General features: G+C 64.8%; 14 protein-coding genes and 1 riboswitch. Of the genes, 13 read left to right on the top strand and 1 reads right to left on the bottom strand.

Annotation, left to right across the window (positions count from 1 at the left end):
* Positions 1-3 precede the first annotated feature (3 nt).
* The 9 genes from infC (at position 4) to AOP74_RS00215 (ending at position 10,197) form a co-directional block, all read left to right on the top strand.
* Complete coding sequence (gene infC / locus AOP74_RS00255) at positions 4-645, top strand: translation initiation factor IF-3 (RefSeq protein WP_369345499.1); 642 nt, start codon at positions 4-6, stop codon at positions 643-645.
* Positions 646-700: 55 nt separating this feature from the next.
* On the top strand, positions 701-895 hold the full coding sequence (gene rpmI / locus AOP74_RS00250; protein WP_061960337.1) for a 50S ribosomal protein L35: 195 nt from the start codon (positions 701-703) through the stop codon (positions 893-895).
* A gap of 26 nt (positions 896-921) precedes the next feature.
* A complete protein-coding gene (gene rplT, locus AOP74_RS00245) occupies positions 922-1,302 on the top strand; it encodes a 50S ribosomal protein L20 (protein ID WP_061960336.1) in 381 nt (126 codons plus the stop codon).
* Positions 1,303-1,313: 11 nt separating this feature from the next.
* Positions 1,314-2,156: a TrmH family RNA methyltransferase gene (locus AOP74_RS00240; RefSeq protein WP_061960335.1), complete on the top strand. Its 843-nt coding sequence runs from the start codon at positions 1,314-1,316 to the stop codon at positions 2,154-2,156.
* 74 nt (positions 2,157-2,230) lie between these two features.
* On the top strand, positions 2,231-3,868 hold the full coding sequence (locus AOP74_RS00235; RefSeq protein WP_082095895.1) for a sensor domain-containing diguanylate cyclase: 1,638 nt from the start codon (positions 2,231-2,233) through the stop codon (positions 3,866-3,868).
* A gap of 51 nt (positions 3,869-3,919) precedes the next feature.
* Positions 3,920-4,381 carry a hypothetical protein gene (locus tag AOP74_RS00230; RefSeq protein ID WP_061960333.1) on the top strand — a complete coding sequence of 154 codons (462 nt, stop codon included), beginning with the start codon at positions 3,920-3,922 and terminating at the stop codon, positions 4,379-4,381.
* A gap of 272 nt (positions 4,382-4,653) precedes the next feature.
* The gene (pheS, locus tag AOP74_RS00225) at positions 4,654-5,742 is read left to right on the top strand and encodes a phenylalanine--tRNA ligase subunit alpha (protein ID WP_061960332.1); all 1,089 of its coding nucleotides are present in this window, start codon (positions 4,654-4,656) and stop codon (positions 5,740-5,742) included.
* The gene (gene pheT, locus AOP74_RS00220; RefSeq protein ID WP_061960331.1) at positions 5,743-8,346 is read left to right on the top strand and encodes a phenylalanine--tRNA ligase subunit beta; all 2,604 of its coding nucleotides are present in this window, start codon (positions 5,743-5,745) and stop codon (positions 8,344-8,346) included.
* 339 nt (positions 8,347-8,685) lie between these two features.
* Positions 8,686-10,197, top strand: coding sequence for a DEAD/DEAH box helicase (locus AOP74_RS00215; protein WP_061960330.1), 1,512 nt, complete (start codon positions 8,686-8,688; stop codon positions 10,195-10,197).
* A gap of 89 nt (positions 10,198-10,286) precedes the next feature.
* Here AOP74_RS00215 and AOP74_RS00210 read toward each other — a convergent pair whose 3' ends face one another.
* Positions 10,287-10,703, bottom strand: coding sequence for a hypothetical protein (locus AOP74_RS00210; protein WP_061960329.1), 417 nt, complete (start codon positions 10,701-10,703; stop codon positions 10,287-10,289).
* A 15-nt stretch (positions 10,704-10,718) separates the two neighbouring features.
* A riboswitch (SAM riboswitch) is annotated at positions 10,719-10,834 on the bottom strand.
* A 154-nt stretch (positions 10,835-10,988) separates the two neighbouring features.
* On the opposite strand from AOP74_RS00210, the gene AOP74_RS00205 reads away from it, so the two are divergent.
* The 4 genes from AOP74_RS00205 to AOP74_RS00190 all read left to right on the top strand — a co-directional run bounded on the left by AOP74_RS00205 (position 10,989) and on the right by AOP74_RS00190 (position 17,295).
* Positions 10,989-11,594, top strand: a complete 606-nt coding sequence (locus AOP74_RS00205; protein ID WP_061960328.1) for a hypothetical protein — start codon at positions 10,989-10,991, stop codon at positions 11,592-11,594.
* Between the two features lie 70 nt (positions 11,595-11,664).
* Entirely contained in the window at positions 11,665-12,399 is a 735-nt protein-coding gene (locus tag AOP74_RS00200; RefSeq protein ID WP_061960327.1) for a hypothetical protein, read from the top strand.
* A 195-nt stretch (positions 12,400-12,594) separates the two neighbouring features.
* Positions 12,595-14,787: an NTP transferase domain-containing protein gene (locus AOP74_RS00195; RefSeq protein ID WP_061960326.1), complete on the top strand. Its 2,193-nt coding sequence runs from the start codon at positions 12,595-12,597 to the stop codon at positions 14,785-14,787.
* A gap of 93 nt (positions 14,788-14,880) precedes the next feature.
* Positions 14,881-17,295 (top strand): glycoside hydrolase family 94 protein, encoded by a 2,415-nt coding sequence (locus AOP74_RS00190; RefSeq protein ID WP_061960325.1) that lies wholly within the window; start codon positions 14,881-14,883, stop codon positions 17,293-17,295.
* Positions 17,296-17,396: the final 101 nt, after the last annotated feature.

The following is a 17,396-nucleotide window of genomic DNA, read 5'->3' as shown; positions in this document are numbered from 1 at the left end:
CCACTGTGTAAGGAGCCACTCATCAACGAGCCCCGCATCAACGATCGCATCCGCGTTCCTGAGGTCCGTCTTGTCGGACCGCAGGGCGAGCAGGTCGGCATTGTCCGCATTGAGGATGCGCTCCGTCTGGCGCAGGAATCAGAGCTTGACCTTGTCGAGGTCGCTCCCAACTCGCGCCCCCCAGTCGTCAAGCTCATGGACTACGGAAAGTTCAAGTACGAGGCGGCTGTCAAGGCACGTGAGGCCCGGCGCAACCAGGCCAACACTGAGATCAAAGAGATGCGATTCCGCCTCAAGATCGACGAGCACGACTACGAGACCAAGAAGGGCCACGTCATCCGCTTCCTTAAGGGCGGCGACAAGGTCAAGGTCACGATCATGTTCCGCGGTCGCGAACAGTCCCGTCCTGAGATGGGTCGTCGCCTGCTGATGAAGCTGGCGGCTGAGCTCGAGGAGTACGGAGTCGTCGAGAACGCACCTTCGCAAGAGGGGCGCAATATGTCGCTCGTCCTGGGCCCGCTGAAGAAGAAGGCGGAAGCCAAGGAAGAGCAGCGCAAGGCGCGCGATGCGGCAAAGGTCGCAGCGACCGCTGAGCGTGAAGAGCGAGCAGCCGCGAAGGCTGCCAAGAAGCCGTCCGGCGAATAAGCCGGGTACAGACGCGTCCGGTCACAACCGGGCCTGATGTCAAGAAAGGGCAGACATGCCGAAGAACAAGACCCACTCGGGCGCCAAGAAGCGCTTCAAGCTCACTGGCACCGGCAAGGTGAAGCACGCTCACGCAATGAACGTGCACAAGTTCGAGGAGAAGACCTCCTCGCGCAAGCGCCGCGTCGCCGGTTCGGCGATTCTGTCGGACGCCGACTCGAAGAAGATCAAGAAGCTGCTGGGCGAGTAACGCCCGTTTAACGCAAGGAGTAACACATGGCACGCGTCAAGCGGGCAGTAAACGCCCACAAGAAGCGCCGTAGCACCCTCGAGCGGGCAGCGGGTTACCGCGGCCAGCGCTCGCGCCTTTACCGCAAGGCAAAGGAGCAGGTCACCCACTCAATGGTCTACAGCTACGGCGACCGCCGTAAGCGTAAGGGCGACTTCCGTCGTCTGTGGATCCAGCGCATCAACGCCGCAGCTCGTGCGAACGGCATGACGTACAACCGCTTCATCCAGGGCCTCAAGGCTGCTGAGATCGAGGTTGACCGTCGCATGCTCGCAGAGATCGCTGTGAACGACGAGGCCGCGTTCGCGACCCTCGTGGAGGCTGCCAAGAAGGCGCTTCCCGAGGACGTCAACGCTCCCGCCGCGTAAAGCGCATTCGCATGACAGAACGCCCCGCATCGCTGGCAGACCTGGAGCTCACCCTCACCAACGTGAAGGCTGAGCGCATCAAGAAGGTCGCCGCGCTTGCGGGGCGTTCTGCGCGTTCGCGCGTCGGTGCCCTCCTCGTGGAGGGGCCGCAAGCAGCGCGAGAGGCCGTGACGTGCGTTCCCGAACGCGTTCGCGACCTCTACATCTCGGAAGAGGCGCTTGAGCGCCACCCCGAGATCGCCCAGCGTGCATTGGACGCCGGGCGCTACGTTCACCTCGGCACCGCGCAGGTGCTTGAGGGAATGAGTAAGGACGCACAAGGCGTCGTCGCGGTGCTGGATGATGCCGGCACCTCGCTCGACGACGTCGTGGCGACCAAGCCCACCCTGGTTGCGGTCCTCAGTAACGTCCGGGATCCAGGTAACGCCGGCACGGTAATTCGTGCGGCCGATGCTGCAGGGGCTGACGCTGTCGTCCTCGCCGGGCAGTGCGTGGACATTTCGAACCCCAAGGTGATCCGCGCGACTGCAGGAAGCCTGTTCCACCTTCCCGTCGTGCGGTCGCTCCCGTACGAGGATGCCCTCGCGGCGCTGTCGACTGCGGGCCTGCGACTCCTCGCCGCTGATGGTTCCGGGGACGTGACGCTGGGCGATAACTCAGCCGATGCATCGGCCCTTTCCGAGCCCACCGCGTGGGTCTTCGGCAACGAGGCCTGGGGATTCAGCGACGACGAACTGTCGCTCGTCGATCAGGTGGTGCGAATTCCGATCTACGGCCGCGCCGAAAGCCTCAACCTCGCAACCGCGGCAAGCGTCTGCTTGTACGCCTCCGCGCAGGCTCAGCACTCAGCCTGACGCCGCGGGTGTGGGTGACACACTCCACACGTAATTGGCCAATCGTGGCCATAGCCCTTGCTTAACCTTGATCCATGGGTATTCGTAGGCGCTGGCGGCTTACTCGCACGCGCGGGTATCTGTTGGCGTTGGTGCTGATTGCATCGATCGCTGTGGTGCAAGGCGCCGCTACCGTCGTGTTCGCCGTTGCCGCGGACCGCAAGCTGGAAGACGCCGCTCTTGACACCTATTCCTACGTTGGGGACCTCACGACCGAGCGCGTCGCGCGCTACGCCCAATTCGCGGAGAGTGCCGTCATTGCCACCGCACTGCAGATCACGCGAGGCGACCAGGCTCCATCCGATGACGATCTTCTGAACTCCCTGTACCAGCGGATGGTCGCGGCTCCCGATGTGCGATCGATGTATGTGGGCTGGCCGGATGGGGCGTTTCTCAACCTCGAGCGCTCTGCCGGGGGATATGTGTCGCGAGCGTCCACTGGCGATGGTCAGGTCGATGTCCTGACCTACGACAGTGTGTTTACCCCGCTCGGCGAGCCGGCCACTGGAGACACAGAGTACGACCCACGCGTTCGCCCTTGGTACCTCGCGGGGGAAGACGGCGCTCACATCGAGTGGACCGACCCCTACGTGTCCTTCGTTGCGCCGGCGCCACTTGTCTCTGTCGCGCTGGCAGCGCGCGAGCGGCCCACAGGGGACCCAGTTGCAGTGATCGGCGCTGACTTGAGCTTGGACGCGCTCGGGGACGTTCTCGACGACCTGCCACTGGGGGCCGGAGCCGAGGCGGTGGTCCTGTCCGCGGACTCTCACGTCATCGCTGTCCCACTGGAGTACCTCGACGCTTTGACGTCGTACGTCGTCGACACCGGCGAAGTGCCTTACGCCACCGATCTCGGGATCGCGACGGAAGGCTCTCCAGGTGGACCGGACCAGGCCCGCTTCACCGAACGCGGCCAGACCCTCGTTCTTGACCAGACCTTCGCCGCTGAGGACAACCTGGACTGGTACATCCATATGACGGCCGATTCCAGTCAGTTGTCGAGCGGCTTGGGTGGCACACGCGACTTGCTTGCCTGGATCACCCTGTACTCCTTCACCGTCACGGTGATCGCAGCGGTACTGATCTGGCAAGTGAGGCGGCCATTGCGCAGATTGCGCCACAACGCGGCCCGGGACCCTCTCACCAACCTCGTGAATCGGGCGGAGTTCACGCTGCGCGGTGACCGCCTGCTCGACCGCTCCGTTGAACAAGGCGACGCGGTGGTGCTCACGGTGCTCGATCTCGACAACTTCAAGGCGCTGAACGACTCCGCGGGCCACGATGCCGGCGACCAGGTGCTGATCGCCGCGGCAACCGCGATGCGGGACTCAACACGCGGCAAGGACGTGGCTGCGCGCTTCGGGGGAGACGAGTTCGTCACTCTCCACAGCGTCCGCCACGTTGATGACGGAGGAGTCCTCGCAGAACGCTTGCGCGAGGCCGTCGCGCAGAAGATTCATGCGGTGTCTGGCGACGCTGTGCACGTGGGCGTGACCGCCGGGTACACCGTCATCGCTCCTGGCACGCGCGTTGAGCTTCACGCGCTGTTGTCGGAAGCGGACGAGCGCCTGGTGCGCGGAAAGAGGACCCGCAAGGGCCGTGCGTACGGTCCTGACGCCGGCCTGGATCCCGACGACACCGGGACGCCGACCGCCGACGACACCCCACGCTGATACCAAGCGGAAACACGCGGCTGTTAACCTCAGCGCGGAAACGAGGTACGCATGACCAACGAAATCACGCCGCTAGAACTGCCCGGCTCAGTGGGCTCCACTGAGATTAAGGGTGCCCAGGGCGTTCTCTACTTCATTCGCCACGACGACGAGATCGTCTCGCGGCGCCGCGGCCGGTGGCTGATCCCCATGGCCAACGGCGAAATGGGCGAGCTCCGAGCACACGGGTGGGTTCCTGGGTTCCAGCGCCTGTCGTGGCAGGGCACCGAGATTTTCCGCATGGGCGCACACGCCACGCTGGCAGAGAAGATCGCGATGTTCGCGCCGCTGCTGCTGGTGCTCCTCGGAAGCTTCCTCGCTGTGGTCTTGGGGCTGGTGTTGTTCTTCATGTCGGTGCGCGTGGTGAAGACTCCCGCAATGCCGATCTTCCTGCGGATCGCTCTGCCGATCATCAACACCGTGGCAGGTGGCCTGATCGTCATCTTGCTTGCCGGCCTCCTGGCTTCCGGTTAATTCGAAACCTGAGCGAGCATCGGCCCGATGCCGGGGATGCGTCGGCGTTCCCGATACAGTAGTTCTCATGAACACCAGCGCCCGCATCGCCGTCCAGGCCCGCCGCGCTGCCGTGTTCGGGGAGTCGGTCGCGCCGCGTCGCACCGCACCTTCGCTGTTTATGTAGGCCCAGGGAGGACCCCTGGGCCCAATCCGGCCTGGCCCCACGTTGCGTGCCAGCCTGCGCCGGTAGACTTCCGCACGGACCCAAAACAGCTTTCTGGAAAGCAGCTATGACTGAGCTCTCACCATTGGACGCCGCTGGCGTCGACGCGGCCGTTCAGACCGCACTGGCGGATATCGCCGCCGCCGATTCTCTAGACGCTCTCAAGGAGACGCGCCTGGCACACACGGGGGACAAAGCACCCCTGACGCTGGCGAACCGCCAGATTGGCCAGGTCGCTCCTGAAGACAAGGCCACTGCGGGCAAGACCATGGGCGCGGCCCGCGGTCGCCTGAACAAGGCACTCGCGACGCGCCAGGAGGAACTCGAGGCCGAGCGCGACGCGCGCGTGCTGATCGAGGAAACCGTTGACGTCACACTTCCCGTGAACCGCGCGCTCGTGGGCGCGCGCCACCCGCTGGAGTCCATGCAGGAGCGCATGTGCGACACGTTTGTCGCTATGGGCTGGGAAGTCGCCGAAGGGCCCGAGATGGAGGCGGAGTGGTTCAACTTCGATGCCCTCAACTTCGACCCCGATCACCCGGCGCGCGAGATGCAGGACACGTTCTTCATCGACCCGCCCGAGTCCGGCCTGCTGCTGCGTACCCACACGTCGCCGGTGCAGATCCGCGCCGCCATGGACCGTCGCGACGGCCTCGTCGATGAGGGTCGCGGTATTTACGTCGTGTGCCCGGGCAAGACCTTCCGCACTGACGAACTCGATGCGACCCACACCCCGGTCTTCCACCAGATCGAGGGCCTCGCGGTCGACAAGGGCCTCACGATGGCGCACTTGAAGGGCACGCTCGACGCCTTCGCGCGCTCACTCTTTGGCCCCGACGCCGTCACGCGCTTGCGCCCATCGTTCTTCCCCTTCACCGAGCCCAGCGCTGAGATGGACCTGCGCTGCTTCGTGTGCGGCGGCGCGGACTCCGGTTGCCGCACCTGCTCCGGCACCGGCTGGATCGAGTGGGGCGGCTGCGGCATGACGCACCCCAACGTGCTGCGTGCGGCCGGCATCGACCCCGATGAATACACCGCCTTCGCCTTCGGCATGGGCATTGAGCGCACGCTCATGTTCCGCCACGGCGTCAAGGACATGCGCGACATGGTTGAGGGCGATATTCGCTTCTCCCAGCAGTTCGGAATGGAGATTTAAGTGCCTAAGATTCCGCTGAAGTGGCTTGAAGAGTCCGTCTCTCTCGTTGACGGACACACCGCCGAGGACGTAGCCGCAGCGCTCGCCAAGGTGGGCCTGGAAGAAGAAGGCATCGAGGGCGGCGGCGTGTCCGGCCCGCTCGTGATTGGTCGCGTGATGACGCTGACCAAGGAGACTGCCTCCAACGGCAAGACCGTCAACTACTGCCGCGTGGACGTGGGGGAGCACAACGACCCTGCGGGCCCCGGCCACAAGCCTGACAACAAGGAGGAGTACCCCTCCTCCAAGGGCATTGTGTGCGGTGCGCATAACTTCCACGAGGGCGACTTCGTGGTGTGCATCCTGCCCGGCGGCGTGCTTCCTGGAAACTTCCAAATCGGTGGCCGCAAGACGTATGGCCACTGGTCTGACGGCATGATCTGCTCGTCCAAGGAGCTGGGCCTGGGGGAGGACCACGACGGCATCATCGTGCTGTCCTCGCCGTCCGGTGAGTCCGAGGTCACGTTCCCCGGTTTGGTGAGCGACGGCGACTTGGTGCCTGGAGCATCGGCCATTGCCCTCATGGGCCTGGACGAGTCCACCCTCGAGATCAACGTGACCCCCGACCGCGGCTACTCGTTCTCCGTGCGCGGTGTCGCACGTGAATACAGCCACGCCACGGGGCAGGAGTTCCGGGATCCGGCCGATGTTTCGGTCACCGGAACTGCCGGCGACGGTTTCGCTGTGGTCGTCGAGGACCAGGCGCCCGTGCGCGACACCGTCGGTTGCGATCGCTTCGTGGCGCGCCGCCTGCGCGGCTTCGATCCCACTGCCGCGTCTCCAGCATGGATGAAGCGTCGCCTTGACCAGGCAGGGATGCGTCCCATCTCGCTGGCTGTCGACGTCACCAACTACGTGATGCTCGAGCTAGGCCAGCCGCTGCACGCCTACGACCTGGGCACGCTGACCGAGCCCATCGTGGTGCGCCGTGCTCACACTGGCGAGAAGCTGACGACGCTTGACGACGCTGTGCGCTCGCTGTCGGAAGAGGACCTGCTCATCACGGACTCCGCCGGTGGTCACGGTGCTCGTGCCATTGGTATGGCCGGTGTCATGGGTGGAGCGGAGACTGAGGTTTCCGACGCGACCACCGACATCCTGCTTGAGGCCGCGCACTTCGACCCCATCACGATCGCCCGCACCGCGCGCCGGCACCGTCTGGGGTCCGAGGCGTCGCGCCGTTTCGAGCGTGGAGTCGACACGCAGCTCCCGCCGCTGGCGGTGCAGCGAGCCCTGGAGCTGATGAAGGAGTTTGGTGGGGGTGAGATCGAGGACGTCTTCACCGACGTCGACTCGACCGTCGCGCTTCCGCAGATTGCCATGGATGTGGCGTTCCCGTCCCTCATTGTGGGTGTGGAGTACACGCCCGACGAGGTCGTTGCGGCGCTCGAGGAGGTTGGCTGCGAGGTCGACCGCGACTACGAATCGCTACTCGTCACGCCGCCCACGTGGCGCCCGGACCTTGAAGCACCGGTGAACCTCGTTGAGGAGGTCGCACGCCTGCGTGGCTACGACAACCTGCCTTCCGTGCTGCCCGTGGCGCCTCCTGGGCGTGGGCTGACGCATGGCCAGCGCGTGCGTCGTTCGGTGGCGCGCACGCTCGCCGAGTCCGGCCTGACCGAGGTGCTGACGTACCCGTTCATCGCGGAGTCGCGCCTGGACGAGCTCGGCATCGCCGACGTTGATGCCCGTCGCGACATTGTGCGCCTGGCCAACCCGCTGTCTGCCGAGTTGCCGATCATGCGCACCTCGATGATGGCGACGCTCGTCGACGCCGTGAAGGTGAACCTGGGCCGTGGCGAGCAGGACATCGCCGTATACGAGCTGGGGCGCGCCTATCAGGGGAAGAACATCGGCGACGTGCCTGCGGCCAACCCGAACGACGGCCGCATCACGCCTGAGGAGATCCAGGCGCTCAACGAGGCGCTACCCGGCCAGGAGCGCCGCGTCGCCGGCATCATGGCGGGTAACCGCGTGCGTGCTGGCTGGAACGGTCACGCGACGGCGTGGAGCTGGGAAGACGCCCTCGCCGCAGTGGAGCGCATTGCGCGTGCTGCCGGTGTTGAGGTTGTCGTGTCGCAGGGTGCGCGCATGCCGTGGCACCCGGGTCGCGGCGCGAGCTACTGGCTCGCAGACGGCTCGTTCGTTGCGCACGCCGGTGAGCTGCACCCCAAGGTTTGCGAGACGCTCGGTTTGCCCGCGCGCTCCGTGGCGTTCGAGGTCATCCTCGATCCGCTGATCGAAGAGGGCGAAGGCTCCATCGTTGAGGCTGTGGCTGTGTCGCAGCAGGTCGTCGCGAAGGAGGACTTCGCGTTCGTCGTGGCGGCGGATGTCGCCGCTGGCGAACTTGTCGATGCAGTGAAGCGCGCCGGGGGAGAGATCGTCGAGGACGCCCGCGTATTCGACGTCTACGAAGGCGAACAGATCGGCGAAGGCGAGAAGTCGCTGGCCGTGAACGTCCGCCTCCGCTCTGCCGACCACACGCTCCAGGCTGATGAGGTGCTCGCTGTGCGCGAGGCGATCATCGCTTCCGCAGAGAAGGAGTTCGGCGCGCAGTTGCGCTAGGCCTTCTGGCGGTCCTGGGGAGTTCCGGTTAGCCCGGCGCTCTCCAGGATCCACGCCGCTGGCGCTGCACCTGGTATCCTTGAGGCTGTAGCCCGGTCGACAAGACCGGACACGCGTCGCAGATTGCTTCTCCTTCTCGCTTAGCGCTCGGCCTGTATCTAGGCCCACGTCCACCAACTGGACACCAGCGCGGCTCGTAGAAATCCTCTCTTCGGCGAACGAACGCGGACACCTTCGCGCTTCGCCACCATTGCCGGTGCCGTGACTTCCACGGACAACACGCGCTGCTGACGTTCAGTGACGCGTCCGGCACCTTGCCCCGAAAGGCATCACCACAGCATGACTCAGACTTTCGCCGAACTCGGCGTGCCCACCGCACTGACCGATGTACTCGAGCGTGAAGGCAAGACCAACGCCTTCCCCATCCAGGCAGACACCCTGCCCGACACCCTCGCAGGACGCGACGTCCTGGGACGCGGCAAGACTGGCTCGGGTAAGACCCTTGCCTTCTCGCTGCCCATCGTCGCTCGCTTGGGCTCCACCACGTTTAACACCAAGGGCGGCAAGGCTCAGCCCGGTCGCCCTCGTGCGCTCGTGCTTGCTCCTACCCGTGAGCTCGCAACCCAGATCGACGCCGTGCTCGCACCGCTGGCAGCCGCCTACGGCATGAGCACCACCACCATCTTTGGTGGCGTCAACCAGTCGCGCCAGGAGCGTGCCATGGCACGTGGCGTCGACATCGTCGTGGCCTGCCCGGGTCGCCTCGAAGACCTCATGAAGCAGCGCATCGTGTCGCTCGACGCAATCGAGATCACAGTGCTGGACGAGGCCGACCACATGGCCGACCTCGGCTTCCTGCCCGGCGTCACGCGCATCATGAACGCCACTCCTAAGCAGGGACAGCGCCTGCTGTTCTCCGCCACGCTCGACAACGGCGTGGACAAGCTCGTCAAGCGCTTCCTCGACAGCCCCACCACTCACAGCGTCGACAGCGCTGAGAGCCCAGTGGAGGCCATGACGCACCACGTCTTCCGTGTGGCCGATGCTGAAGCCAAGAAGGAGGTCGTCCGCGTCCTGGCATCAGGTACCGGGCGCCGCATCCTCTTCATGCGCACCAAGCACCACGCGAAGCGTCTTGCCAAGCAGCTCACGTCCGACGGCATCCCCGCGGTCGACCTGCACGGCAACCTGTCGCAGAACGCCCGTGACCGTAACCTCGCGGCATTCGCGTCCGGCGAGGTCAAGGTGCTCGTCGCGACCGACGTCGCAGCGCGCGGTGTCCACGTCGATGGCATCGAACTCGTCATCCACGTTGACCCGCCAGCCGAGCACAAGGCATACCTGCACCGCTCGGGCCGCACCGCCCGCGCCGGCACCGCCGGTGACGTCGTGACGATTGTTCTACCCGAGCAGCGTCGTGACGCCGACCAGCTTCTGCGTCGCGCAAAGATCACGGTCAAGCCCGAGGCTGTCAGCTCCACCTCTTCCCAGGTCATCGACCTGATTGGTGAGGTCGCTCCTTACGTGAAGCCGTCTCCCGAGGCTCCCAAGCAGCAGGGCGGCGGTGGACGCGGCCGTGGCAACGGCGGCGGAAACTCGCGCCGTGGTGGTCACGGTGGCGGACAGTCGCGCGGTGGCCAGAGCCAGGGCGGACAGCGTTCCGGTGGCCAGGGTGGACGCGGTCGCTCGCGTAACACCCAGTCGCGCTCGACCGCGACCTCAAACGAGCAGGGTGGCACTCGCCACGCCAGCAGCAAGCCTGCGGGGCGCCGTTCCGGTGGACAGTCCTCGGGCGGCCACAAATCGGCAGCGGACTTCTCGTCCAGCCGGGGCGGTCGTCGCACGCGCTAACCCAAACGCGTCTTAGCGGGACATGAGTGTCCGAATCCGTGAGGAATCGGGCACTCATGTCCCGCTTTCTCGTTCTCTAGGTGCGTAGGTCAGGACCCAGTAGCGCCCCCTTCACGTTGCGCCCACGCCCTGAGTTCCTGACGGGTGATAATGCCCTTCATCCACGGAGCCATCTCATCCGGTGAGGGACAGGGCTCCCAGCCGTGGGGCGATGCGTAGGAGACATCGAAGCCTCCGACGGTTGCGAGACCGTAGTCGTACGCAATCACGGTTGGGTTCGTCCGTTTGACTGCATCGCGTACCTTGTCGCGCCACTCTTGATGCATGCACCAGACCTCGACTCGGTCCGGATTCTCCAGCGGCGCTACGACGAAGCCACGGTCGTGTTCGCCGACAATCTGCATTTGTTCCCTCCGACCCGCACGGCGCGCGAGCTTGCGTTGAATGGGGTGAATCATGTGGCCCGAAGCTGAGTAGGTGCAACGGGCAGGGCTGTCTTGCGACATGGTTCTCTCCTCGAGAATCCGTTCTTCCCCGTGACGATGTGACACAGGGCGGATCTTCCTCCAGAGGCACCGTGTCGGGACGCGGTTGCCAGTTGGCCAGCTGGAGGGCTTGACGGCCAAACTTCCTGATCCACTGACGACCGTATCAATCAGCACCGACACGTCAAGGTGGTGCCCAGGAACGCCGCACAACCCGAGCATCGGCCCGCCACGACACCCACGTGAGCGCCACTCAGCGATACGATCCATGCGGAACCAAGCCACACAGAACAGCAGGGGAGTCACGTGAGCGAGACCGAGCAGACCGCTGACCCTGCCCACCGCTGGCTCAACGCATCGCGCACTTTGCTGTTCGTCATGGGCATGACCTTCCTGATCGCGATCTTCCAGTTTGGCTACGGGCTCACTGTGTCCGAGGGCAGCGCCGCGGTGGTTCTCGACAGCGACGTGCTCAACCCCGCGTCCATGCCGGAAGGCGTCTTGAAGGGCGTTGAGGCTTCCGCGACCTTCGAATACTCGAACATCACCGATCTTGCCGACCGCGCGCGCATCTATCTCGGCGATGTGGCGATGTGGCTGTCGATCGCGTTTACGGCCTTTGTACTGAGCCGCTTCGCACGCCACTTGGCTGATGGTGAGCCGTTGGTAGGGCCGATGCGTCGGCGAGATTGGGACGCAGCCGCCGGTGTCGCTGTGGCGTGGGCAGTGGTGGTTCCGTTGGGCGTGTGGGCTCAGGGAACTGCGGTGATTGCGGCGGCGGGGGAGCCGAGCGGAATTGACCCCGTGCTTGCGATTGGGTGGCCGTGGGTCGTCGTGGCGATCGTGTTTAACGTGATGGCGCGGCTTGACCGGTTGCCTGGCGCTGCGCCGGAGTCTGACGAACCCGCCTGATAGACGCAGACATTCGTGGTGCTGCCCGCTAGGCTCACCAGCAACCGCTGATTCCAACGGAGGATGTCCCGTGAGGTCTACTGCCCGTCGCATTACCGCACTGATCCTTGGCGCCACGCTTGTGACGGGAGTCGCGGGCTGTGGGTACTTGCCGGATATCGATCCTTCGAACCTTCCGAGCATCACGCGCGTTCCGGACAACTCCAGTAGTCCTGAGCCCGCTCCGACGGAGACGGTGACTGAAGACCCGGAGCCCGTTCCCACGGAGACCGAGACGATCGCTCCCGAGCCGGACCCGGAGCCCACGCCCACGCCGACCGCGACGGAAACCGCGTCGAGCAATGACGTCGCAGACGGCTCCGGTGACGAGTTGTGGCCGTGGGCCATCGCGGCGCTCATTCTTGCCGCCATCGCGATCATCTGGGGTGTGTGGCACTCCAAGCGCAGCGGGTGGGACAAGCAGCTCATGGAGGCTCGCGCGGAGATCGCCTGGTTCGAGGACTCGCTGATCCCGCAGATCCTCGCCAAGCCCAGCCAGACGGAAGCGATGTCGATGTGGCAGGCGGGCCGCACGCGGGTCATTGACACAGACCAGGCACTGCACGAACTCACCGAGTCCGCGCCCTCTGACGAGCGGCGTCACCGCGCGGCTCAGGGGCAGCAGGTTCTGCGTCTACTCGCCGAGGCGATTGATGCTGACACGTCGTCAGCGGCCGGCACGGATGCGGACTCGTTGCGCGCCCGCCGCGCCTCGCTCGACACCGCGCGGGCCCAGGCGCGCGACTGGCTTTCCGCCACGCAGTAGCCCTTCCGCGCTCACCTTGCCACCTCGTGTGGCGACGTTGCTGTGCTCTGGGCCCGAGCATCGGCCCTTCTAAACCCGCGTTTTGCTCGTGGCGCGCCTGCGTGTCTATGCGATGTGGCCGGAAGAAGATAGGCTTCACTCAGGAGTTAGGTAGGTTTCCTAACAAACAATGTGGTCGACCTGAGGAGCACACCGATGGCCAAAGACGCCGAGTCACCCTTCGCCAAGCCCGTCACCGCGGCTGTCGTCCTCGCCGCTGGCGCAGATGACGCCTCGCGGGGGCTGCTGTCCGAGTCCCTCGGGGACTCCACGGTCGCCGAGCTCGCGCTCAAGAACGTCCGCGCAGTGGTGCCCGCGAGCCACATCGTGGTCGTGACCGCTCCGGGAGACGCCGCCATTCGCGAGCACCTGGGCACCGACCTGACCTACGTCGAGCAGACGGAGCCGTTGGGTACGGGAGACGCGGTCCTTGCGGCCCGCTCCGCGATTCCGGCCGATGCTGCGGCACTGTTGGTCACATACGCTGACACGCCGTTGTTGCGCACCGATTCGCTGCGGGGATTGCTGAACCGTCACCACTTGCTCGGCGCGGATTTCTCTCTGCTCTCTGCAGTAGTTGACCAGCCGTTGCCGTACGGGCGCATCGAGCGGGGCGACCACGACCAGGTCACCTCGATTGTTGAGCCCGAAGATCTGACGACGGCCGAGGCAGACCTGCACGAGATCAACGTGGGCTCCTACGTTGCGGCCCCCGAGCGCCTGTTCGCGCAGATCGATGCGCTCGCGGCCAAGGGCGAGCACCGCCTGACCGAGGTTGCGCGCCAGTTCATCCAGGACGGCTCCACGGTCGTGACCTACCGCAGCCTTGACCCTGATGAGGTCCAGGGCATCAACACGCCTGAGGAGTTGCAGCAGGCAGCCGACATTGTGTTGAAGCGCCTGTTCATGCCGAAGAAGGACACCGACACCACGATCAAGTTTGGTACCGGTGGCTGGCGTGCCGTCATCGGCGAGGGCTACACGCTCGGCAACCTGCGCCGCCTGTGCCAGGCCGTCGCGAACGAGGCCACGCGCCAGGGGATTGCTAGCAAGGGCGTCGTCATTGGTGGTGACCGTCGATTCCTGTCTCGCGAGTCAGCTGAGGCTGCCGCGGAGGTCTTCGCCGGCAACAACATCCCCGTGATCCTGCTGCCTGACGATGTTCCGACTCCGCTCGTGACCTTCGCTGCGCCGCACACGAACGCGGCATATGGCGTCATCATCACCTCGAGCCACAACCCGCCGGAGTGGAACGGCGTTAAGGTCTTCCGCGCGGACGGCTCGCTGCCGCTGGACGAGGAAACGGACCGCTACCAGGACGAGGCCAACGCCATGTCTGTGGATGACGTCATCTCGCTCGACCTGCCGCTGGCCCGCAAGGCCGGCATGGTCGTCGACAAGCCGCTCACCGAGCCCTACATCGACGCGATCGAGAAGATCATTGACGTTGAGGCTGTCCGCGGCTCCGACCTGCGCGTGGTCGTGGACCCCATGTACGGCACCAGCCAGCTGACGCTCGGCACCATCCTGTCCGACATGCGAGTGCGCGCGGAGTTCATTCACGACGCGCACAACCCGCTGTTTGGTGGCGTGGCGCCCGCGCCTGACCTCCAGCGTCTGTCCAGCCTGATCGGAATCATCAAGAAGGCTGACGGGGAGTACGACCTCGGCATGGCGACCGATGGTGACTCCGACCGCATCGGCATCGTTGACGAGACCGGCGAGTACATCTCTACAAACGACCTCCTGCTCCTCCTGTACTGGTACCTGCACGAGGTCCGTGGCGAAAAGGGCGGCGTAGTCCGCAACCTCGCGACGACGCACCTGTTGGACCGCCTTGCCGCGCACTTTGGCGAGGAGTCGCGCGAGTGCCGCGTGGGCTTCAAGCACGTGACTGCGGGCATGGACGAGATCGACGCCGTGCTCGGCGGCGAATCCTCCGGTGGCCTGACCGTGCGCGGCTGGATTCTGGGCAAGGACGGCATCTTCGCGTGTGCCCTTGTTGCGGAGATGCTGGCCCAGACCGGCAAGCGGATCTCCGAGCTGCGCGCCATGATTTACGAGATCACTGGGCGCCTCTACACAGAGGAAGCTGGCGTGCCTGCGACTCCTGAGATGCGCGTGGCCGTGCCCCGTCGCCTTGAAGCCGACCCACTGACGCACATCGGGCCGTACCCCGTGAAGTCGATCAGTCACCTCGACGGCACCAAGATCCTGCTGGAGAATGACAACTGGGCGCTCCTTCGCTTCTCTGGCACCGAGCCCATCCTGCGCATGTTCGTCGAAGCGGACAGCCCGGAGAAGGCCACGGAACTGATGGACTGGCTCAAGTCCTTCGTGACTGCCTAACTGAACCCAATACCCAGGTCCCCCACAGCATCGGCCCGGTGCCCGTAGCATCGGCCCCTACCTCTCAATCCAAAGAACGGACACTGTCACCCCATGCAGTACGGCCACTTCGACACCGACAATGACGAATACGTCATCACCCGCCCCGACGTTCCTGTCTCCTGGACCAACTATCTGGGCACCAAGAACATGTGCACCGTGCTGTCGCACAACGGCGGTGGGTACTCGTATTACAAGTCCTCGCAGTACGGACGCATCTCGCGCTTCCGTCAGAACGGCGCGGCGCTGGACCGTCCTGGTCACTACGTCTACGTGCGTGACAACGAGGACGGCGACTACTGGTCGTCGGCATGGCAGCCCGTCGGTAAGCCCTTCGAGGGGGAGGGCGCCGCGAAGTACACCACCGCGCAAGGCTTGGGATACTCGCGCTTCGAGTCGAGCTACCGCGGCATCGACACCTCGCACACCATCTTCATTCCGCTCGATGACGACGTGGAGCTGTGGGACGTCCGCGTCACCAACACGTCGGACAAGGTCCGCGAACTGACGGTCGGCTCGTACGTGGAGTTCTCCTTCCACACCATCGAGATCGACAACCAGAACCTGCAGATGTCGCTGTACGCCTCGGGGTCGTCCTATGAAGACGGCATCATCGAGTACGACTTCTACTACGAGCCCTGGACGTTCCACTACTTCTGCTCTTCGGAGACGCCGGACTCGTACGACTCGCTGCGCGATAACTTCATTGGCCCGTACCGCGATGAGCGCAACCCCATCGCGATCGAGCGTGGAGAGGGCACCAACAAGTCCGCCACCACGCAGAACCACTGCGGTTCGTTGCAGCACAAGGTGACGCTGCAGCCCGGCGAGACCAAGCGCCTCGTCTACATGCTCGGCTACGGCTCGCGTGACGCTGCGGGACGCGAGATCCAGGCCAAGTACGCCGACGTCGCAAACGTGGACGCCGAGTTCGCCGCGCTACGCCAGTACTGGAAGAACAAGCAGTCCAAGCAGCGCATCTCCACCCCGCACGAGGGCATGAACACGATGATCAACTCGTGGACGCTCCTGCAGGCGGAAACCTGTGTGGTGTGGTCGCGCTTTGCCTCGTTCGTCGAGGTCGGTGGGCGTACCGGGCTTGGATACCGCGACACCGCGCAGGACGTCATGAGCGTCATCCACTCCAACCCCACCAAGACGCGCCAGCGCATCATCGAACTGCTGCGCGCTCAGGTCTCCAGCGGCTACGGCATCCACCTGTTCGATCCCAAGTCGTTCGACCCAGATGCAGAGAAGCTTCCCGACATTCCGTCGCCGACGATCGTGCCCACGCCATCCATGGACGACCTCATCCACGGCCTCGAGGACACCTGCTCCGATGACCACCTGTGGCTGGTGCCCTCGATCATCGAGTACGTCAAGGAGACCGGCGACCACGCCTTCCTCGACGAGGTCATTCCGTTCGCGGACGGGCCCGAGGCGACTGTCTACGAGCACCTGAAGGCCGCGCTGAACTTCTCTGCTGAGCAGATCGGCCAGAACGGTGTGGCACTGGGTCTGCGCGCGGACTGGAACGACTGCCTGAACCTGGGCGGCGGCGAGACCTCGCTCGTGACGTTCCTGCACGCGTGGGCTATCAACGCGTTCCTCGAGGTTGCTGAACACCGCGGCGATGCCGAGGCTGTCGAGACGTACACGGCCGAGCGCGAGCGAATTGCCAAGGTTGCTGATGAGCAGCTGTGGGACGGCGCTTGGTGGATCCGCGGCTATACCCGCGACGGCGTCAAGGTGGGGTCGAACGAGAACAAGGAAGGCAAGATCTTCCTTGAGCACCAGGCATGGCCCGTCATCGCGGGCATCACGTCCCAGGAACGCGGCGAGCAGTCGATGAACTCCGTGCGCGAACTGCTGGGCTCCGAATACGGCAACCACCTGAACTGGCCGGCCTTCACCGAGGTTGACGACACCGTTGGCTTCGTGACGCGTGTCTACCCAGGCATCAAGGAAAACGCGGCAATCTTCTCGCACCCCAACGCTTGGCCCATCATCGCCGAGGCCATGCTGGGACGCGGCGACGAGGCTGTCGACTTTTACGACAAGATCCTGCCGTATAACCACAACGACAACATCGAGGTCCGCGGTTCGGAGCCTTACGCGTACGTGCAGTTCCTCTACGGACGCGACCACGAGTGGTTCGGCAAGGCCCAGAACCCGTGGCTGACCGGAACCGCCGGCTGGATGTACACCGCGGTGACCAAGTACATCTTGGGTATCCGTCTGGCCTTCGATGGTCTGATCGTTGACCCCTCCATTCCGAAGGACTGGGACGGGTTCAACGTCCGTCGCGAATGGCGCGGAGCCGTGTACAACATCGAGGTGAAGAACCCGTCGCACGTGTCGAAGGGTGTGGCGTCTGTGACTGTCGACGGTGTGGCTGTCGATGCGTCCGCGCCGATTCCCGTACAAGAGCCTGGTGCTGAGGTAGAGGTCGTGGTGACGCTGGGCTAACGCTCGAGCGCTACTTCCTCCGCGACGCCCCGTGTGGTGGGCGGTCCACTCCGGTGGATCGCTCGCTGCGCGGGGTGTTGTGCGTTTGCCTGGGATTTTGG

The sequence above is a fragment of the Demequina flava genome, assembly GCF_000975035.1.
Classification (GTDB): Bacteria; Actinomycetota; Actinomycetes; order Actinomycetales; family Demequinaceae; genus Demequina; species Demequina flava.
This window is presented reverse-complemented; position numbering and strand designations above follow the sequence as displayed.

Coding starts and splice junctions, on each gene's coding strand:
- rpmI (WP_061960337.1), top strand. CDS start 701: ATGCCGAAGAACAAGACCCACTCGGGCGCCAAGAAGCGCTTCAAGCTC.
- rplT (WP_061960336.1), top strand. CDS start 922: ATGGCACGCGTCAAGCGGGCAGTAAACGCCCACAAGAAGCGCCGTAGC.
- AOP74_RS00240 (WP_061960335.1), top strand. CDS start 1,314: ATGACAGAACGCCCCGCATCGCTGGCAGACCTGGAGCTCACCCTCACC.
- AOP74_RS00235 (WP_082095895.1), top strand. CDS start 2,231: ATGGGTATTCGTAGGCGCTGGCGGCTTACTCGCACGCGCGGGTATCTG.
- AOP74_RS00230 (WP_061960333.1), top strand. CDS start 3,920: ATGACCAACGAAATCACGCCGCTAGAACTGCCCGGCTCAGTGGGCTCC.
- pheS (WP_061960332.1), top strand. CDS start 4,654: ATGACTGAGCTCTCACCATTGGACGCCGCTGGCGTCGACGCGGCCGTT.
- AOP74_RS00215 (WP_061960330.1), top strand. CDS start 8,686: ATGACTCAGACTTTCGCCGAACTCGGCGTGCCCACCGCACTGACCGAT.
- AOP74_RS00210 (WP_061960329.1), bottom strand. CDS start 10,703: ATGTCGCAAGACAGCCCTGCCCGTTGCACCTACTCAGCTTCGGGCCAC.
- AOP74_RS00195 (WP_061960326.1), top strand. CDS start 12,595: ATGGCCAAAGACGCCGAGTCACCCTTCGCCAAGCCCGTCACCGCGGCT.
- AOP74_RS00190 (WP_061960325.1), top strand. CDS start 14,881: ATGCAGTACGGCCACTTCGACACCGACAATGACGAATACGTCATCACC.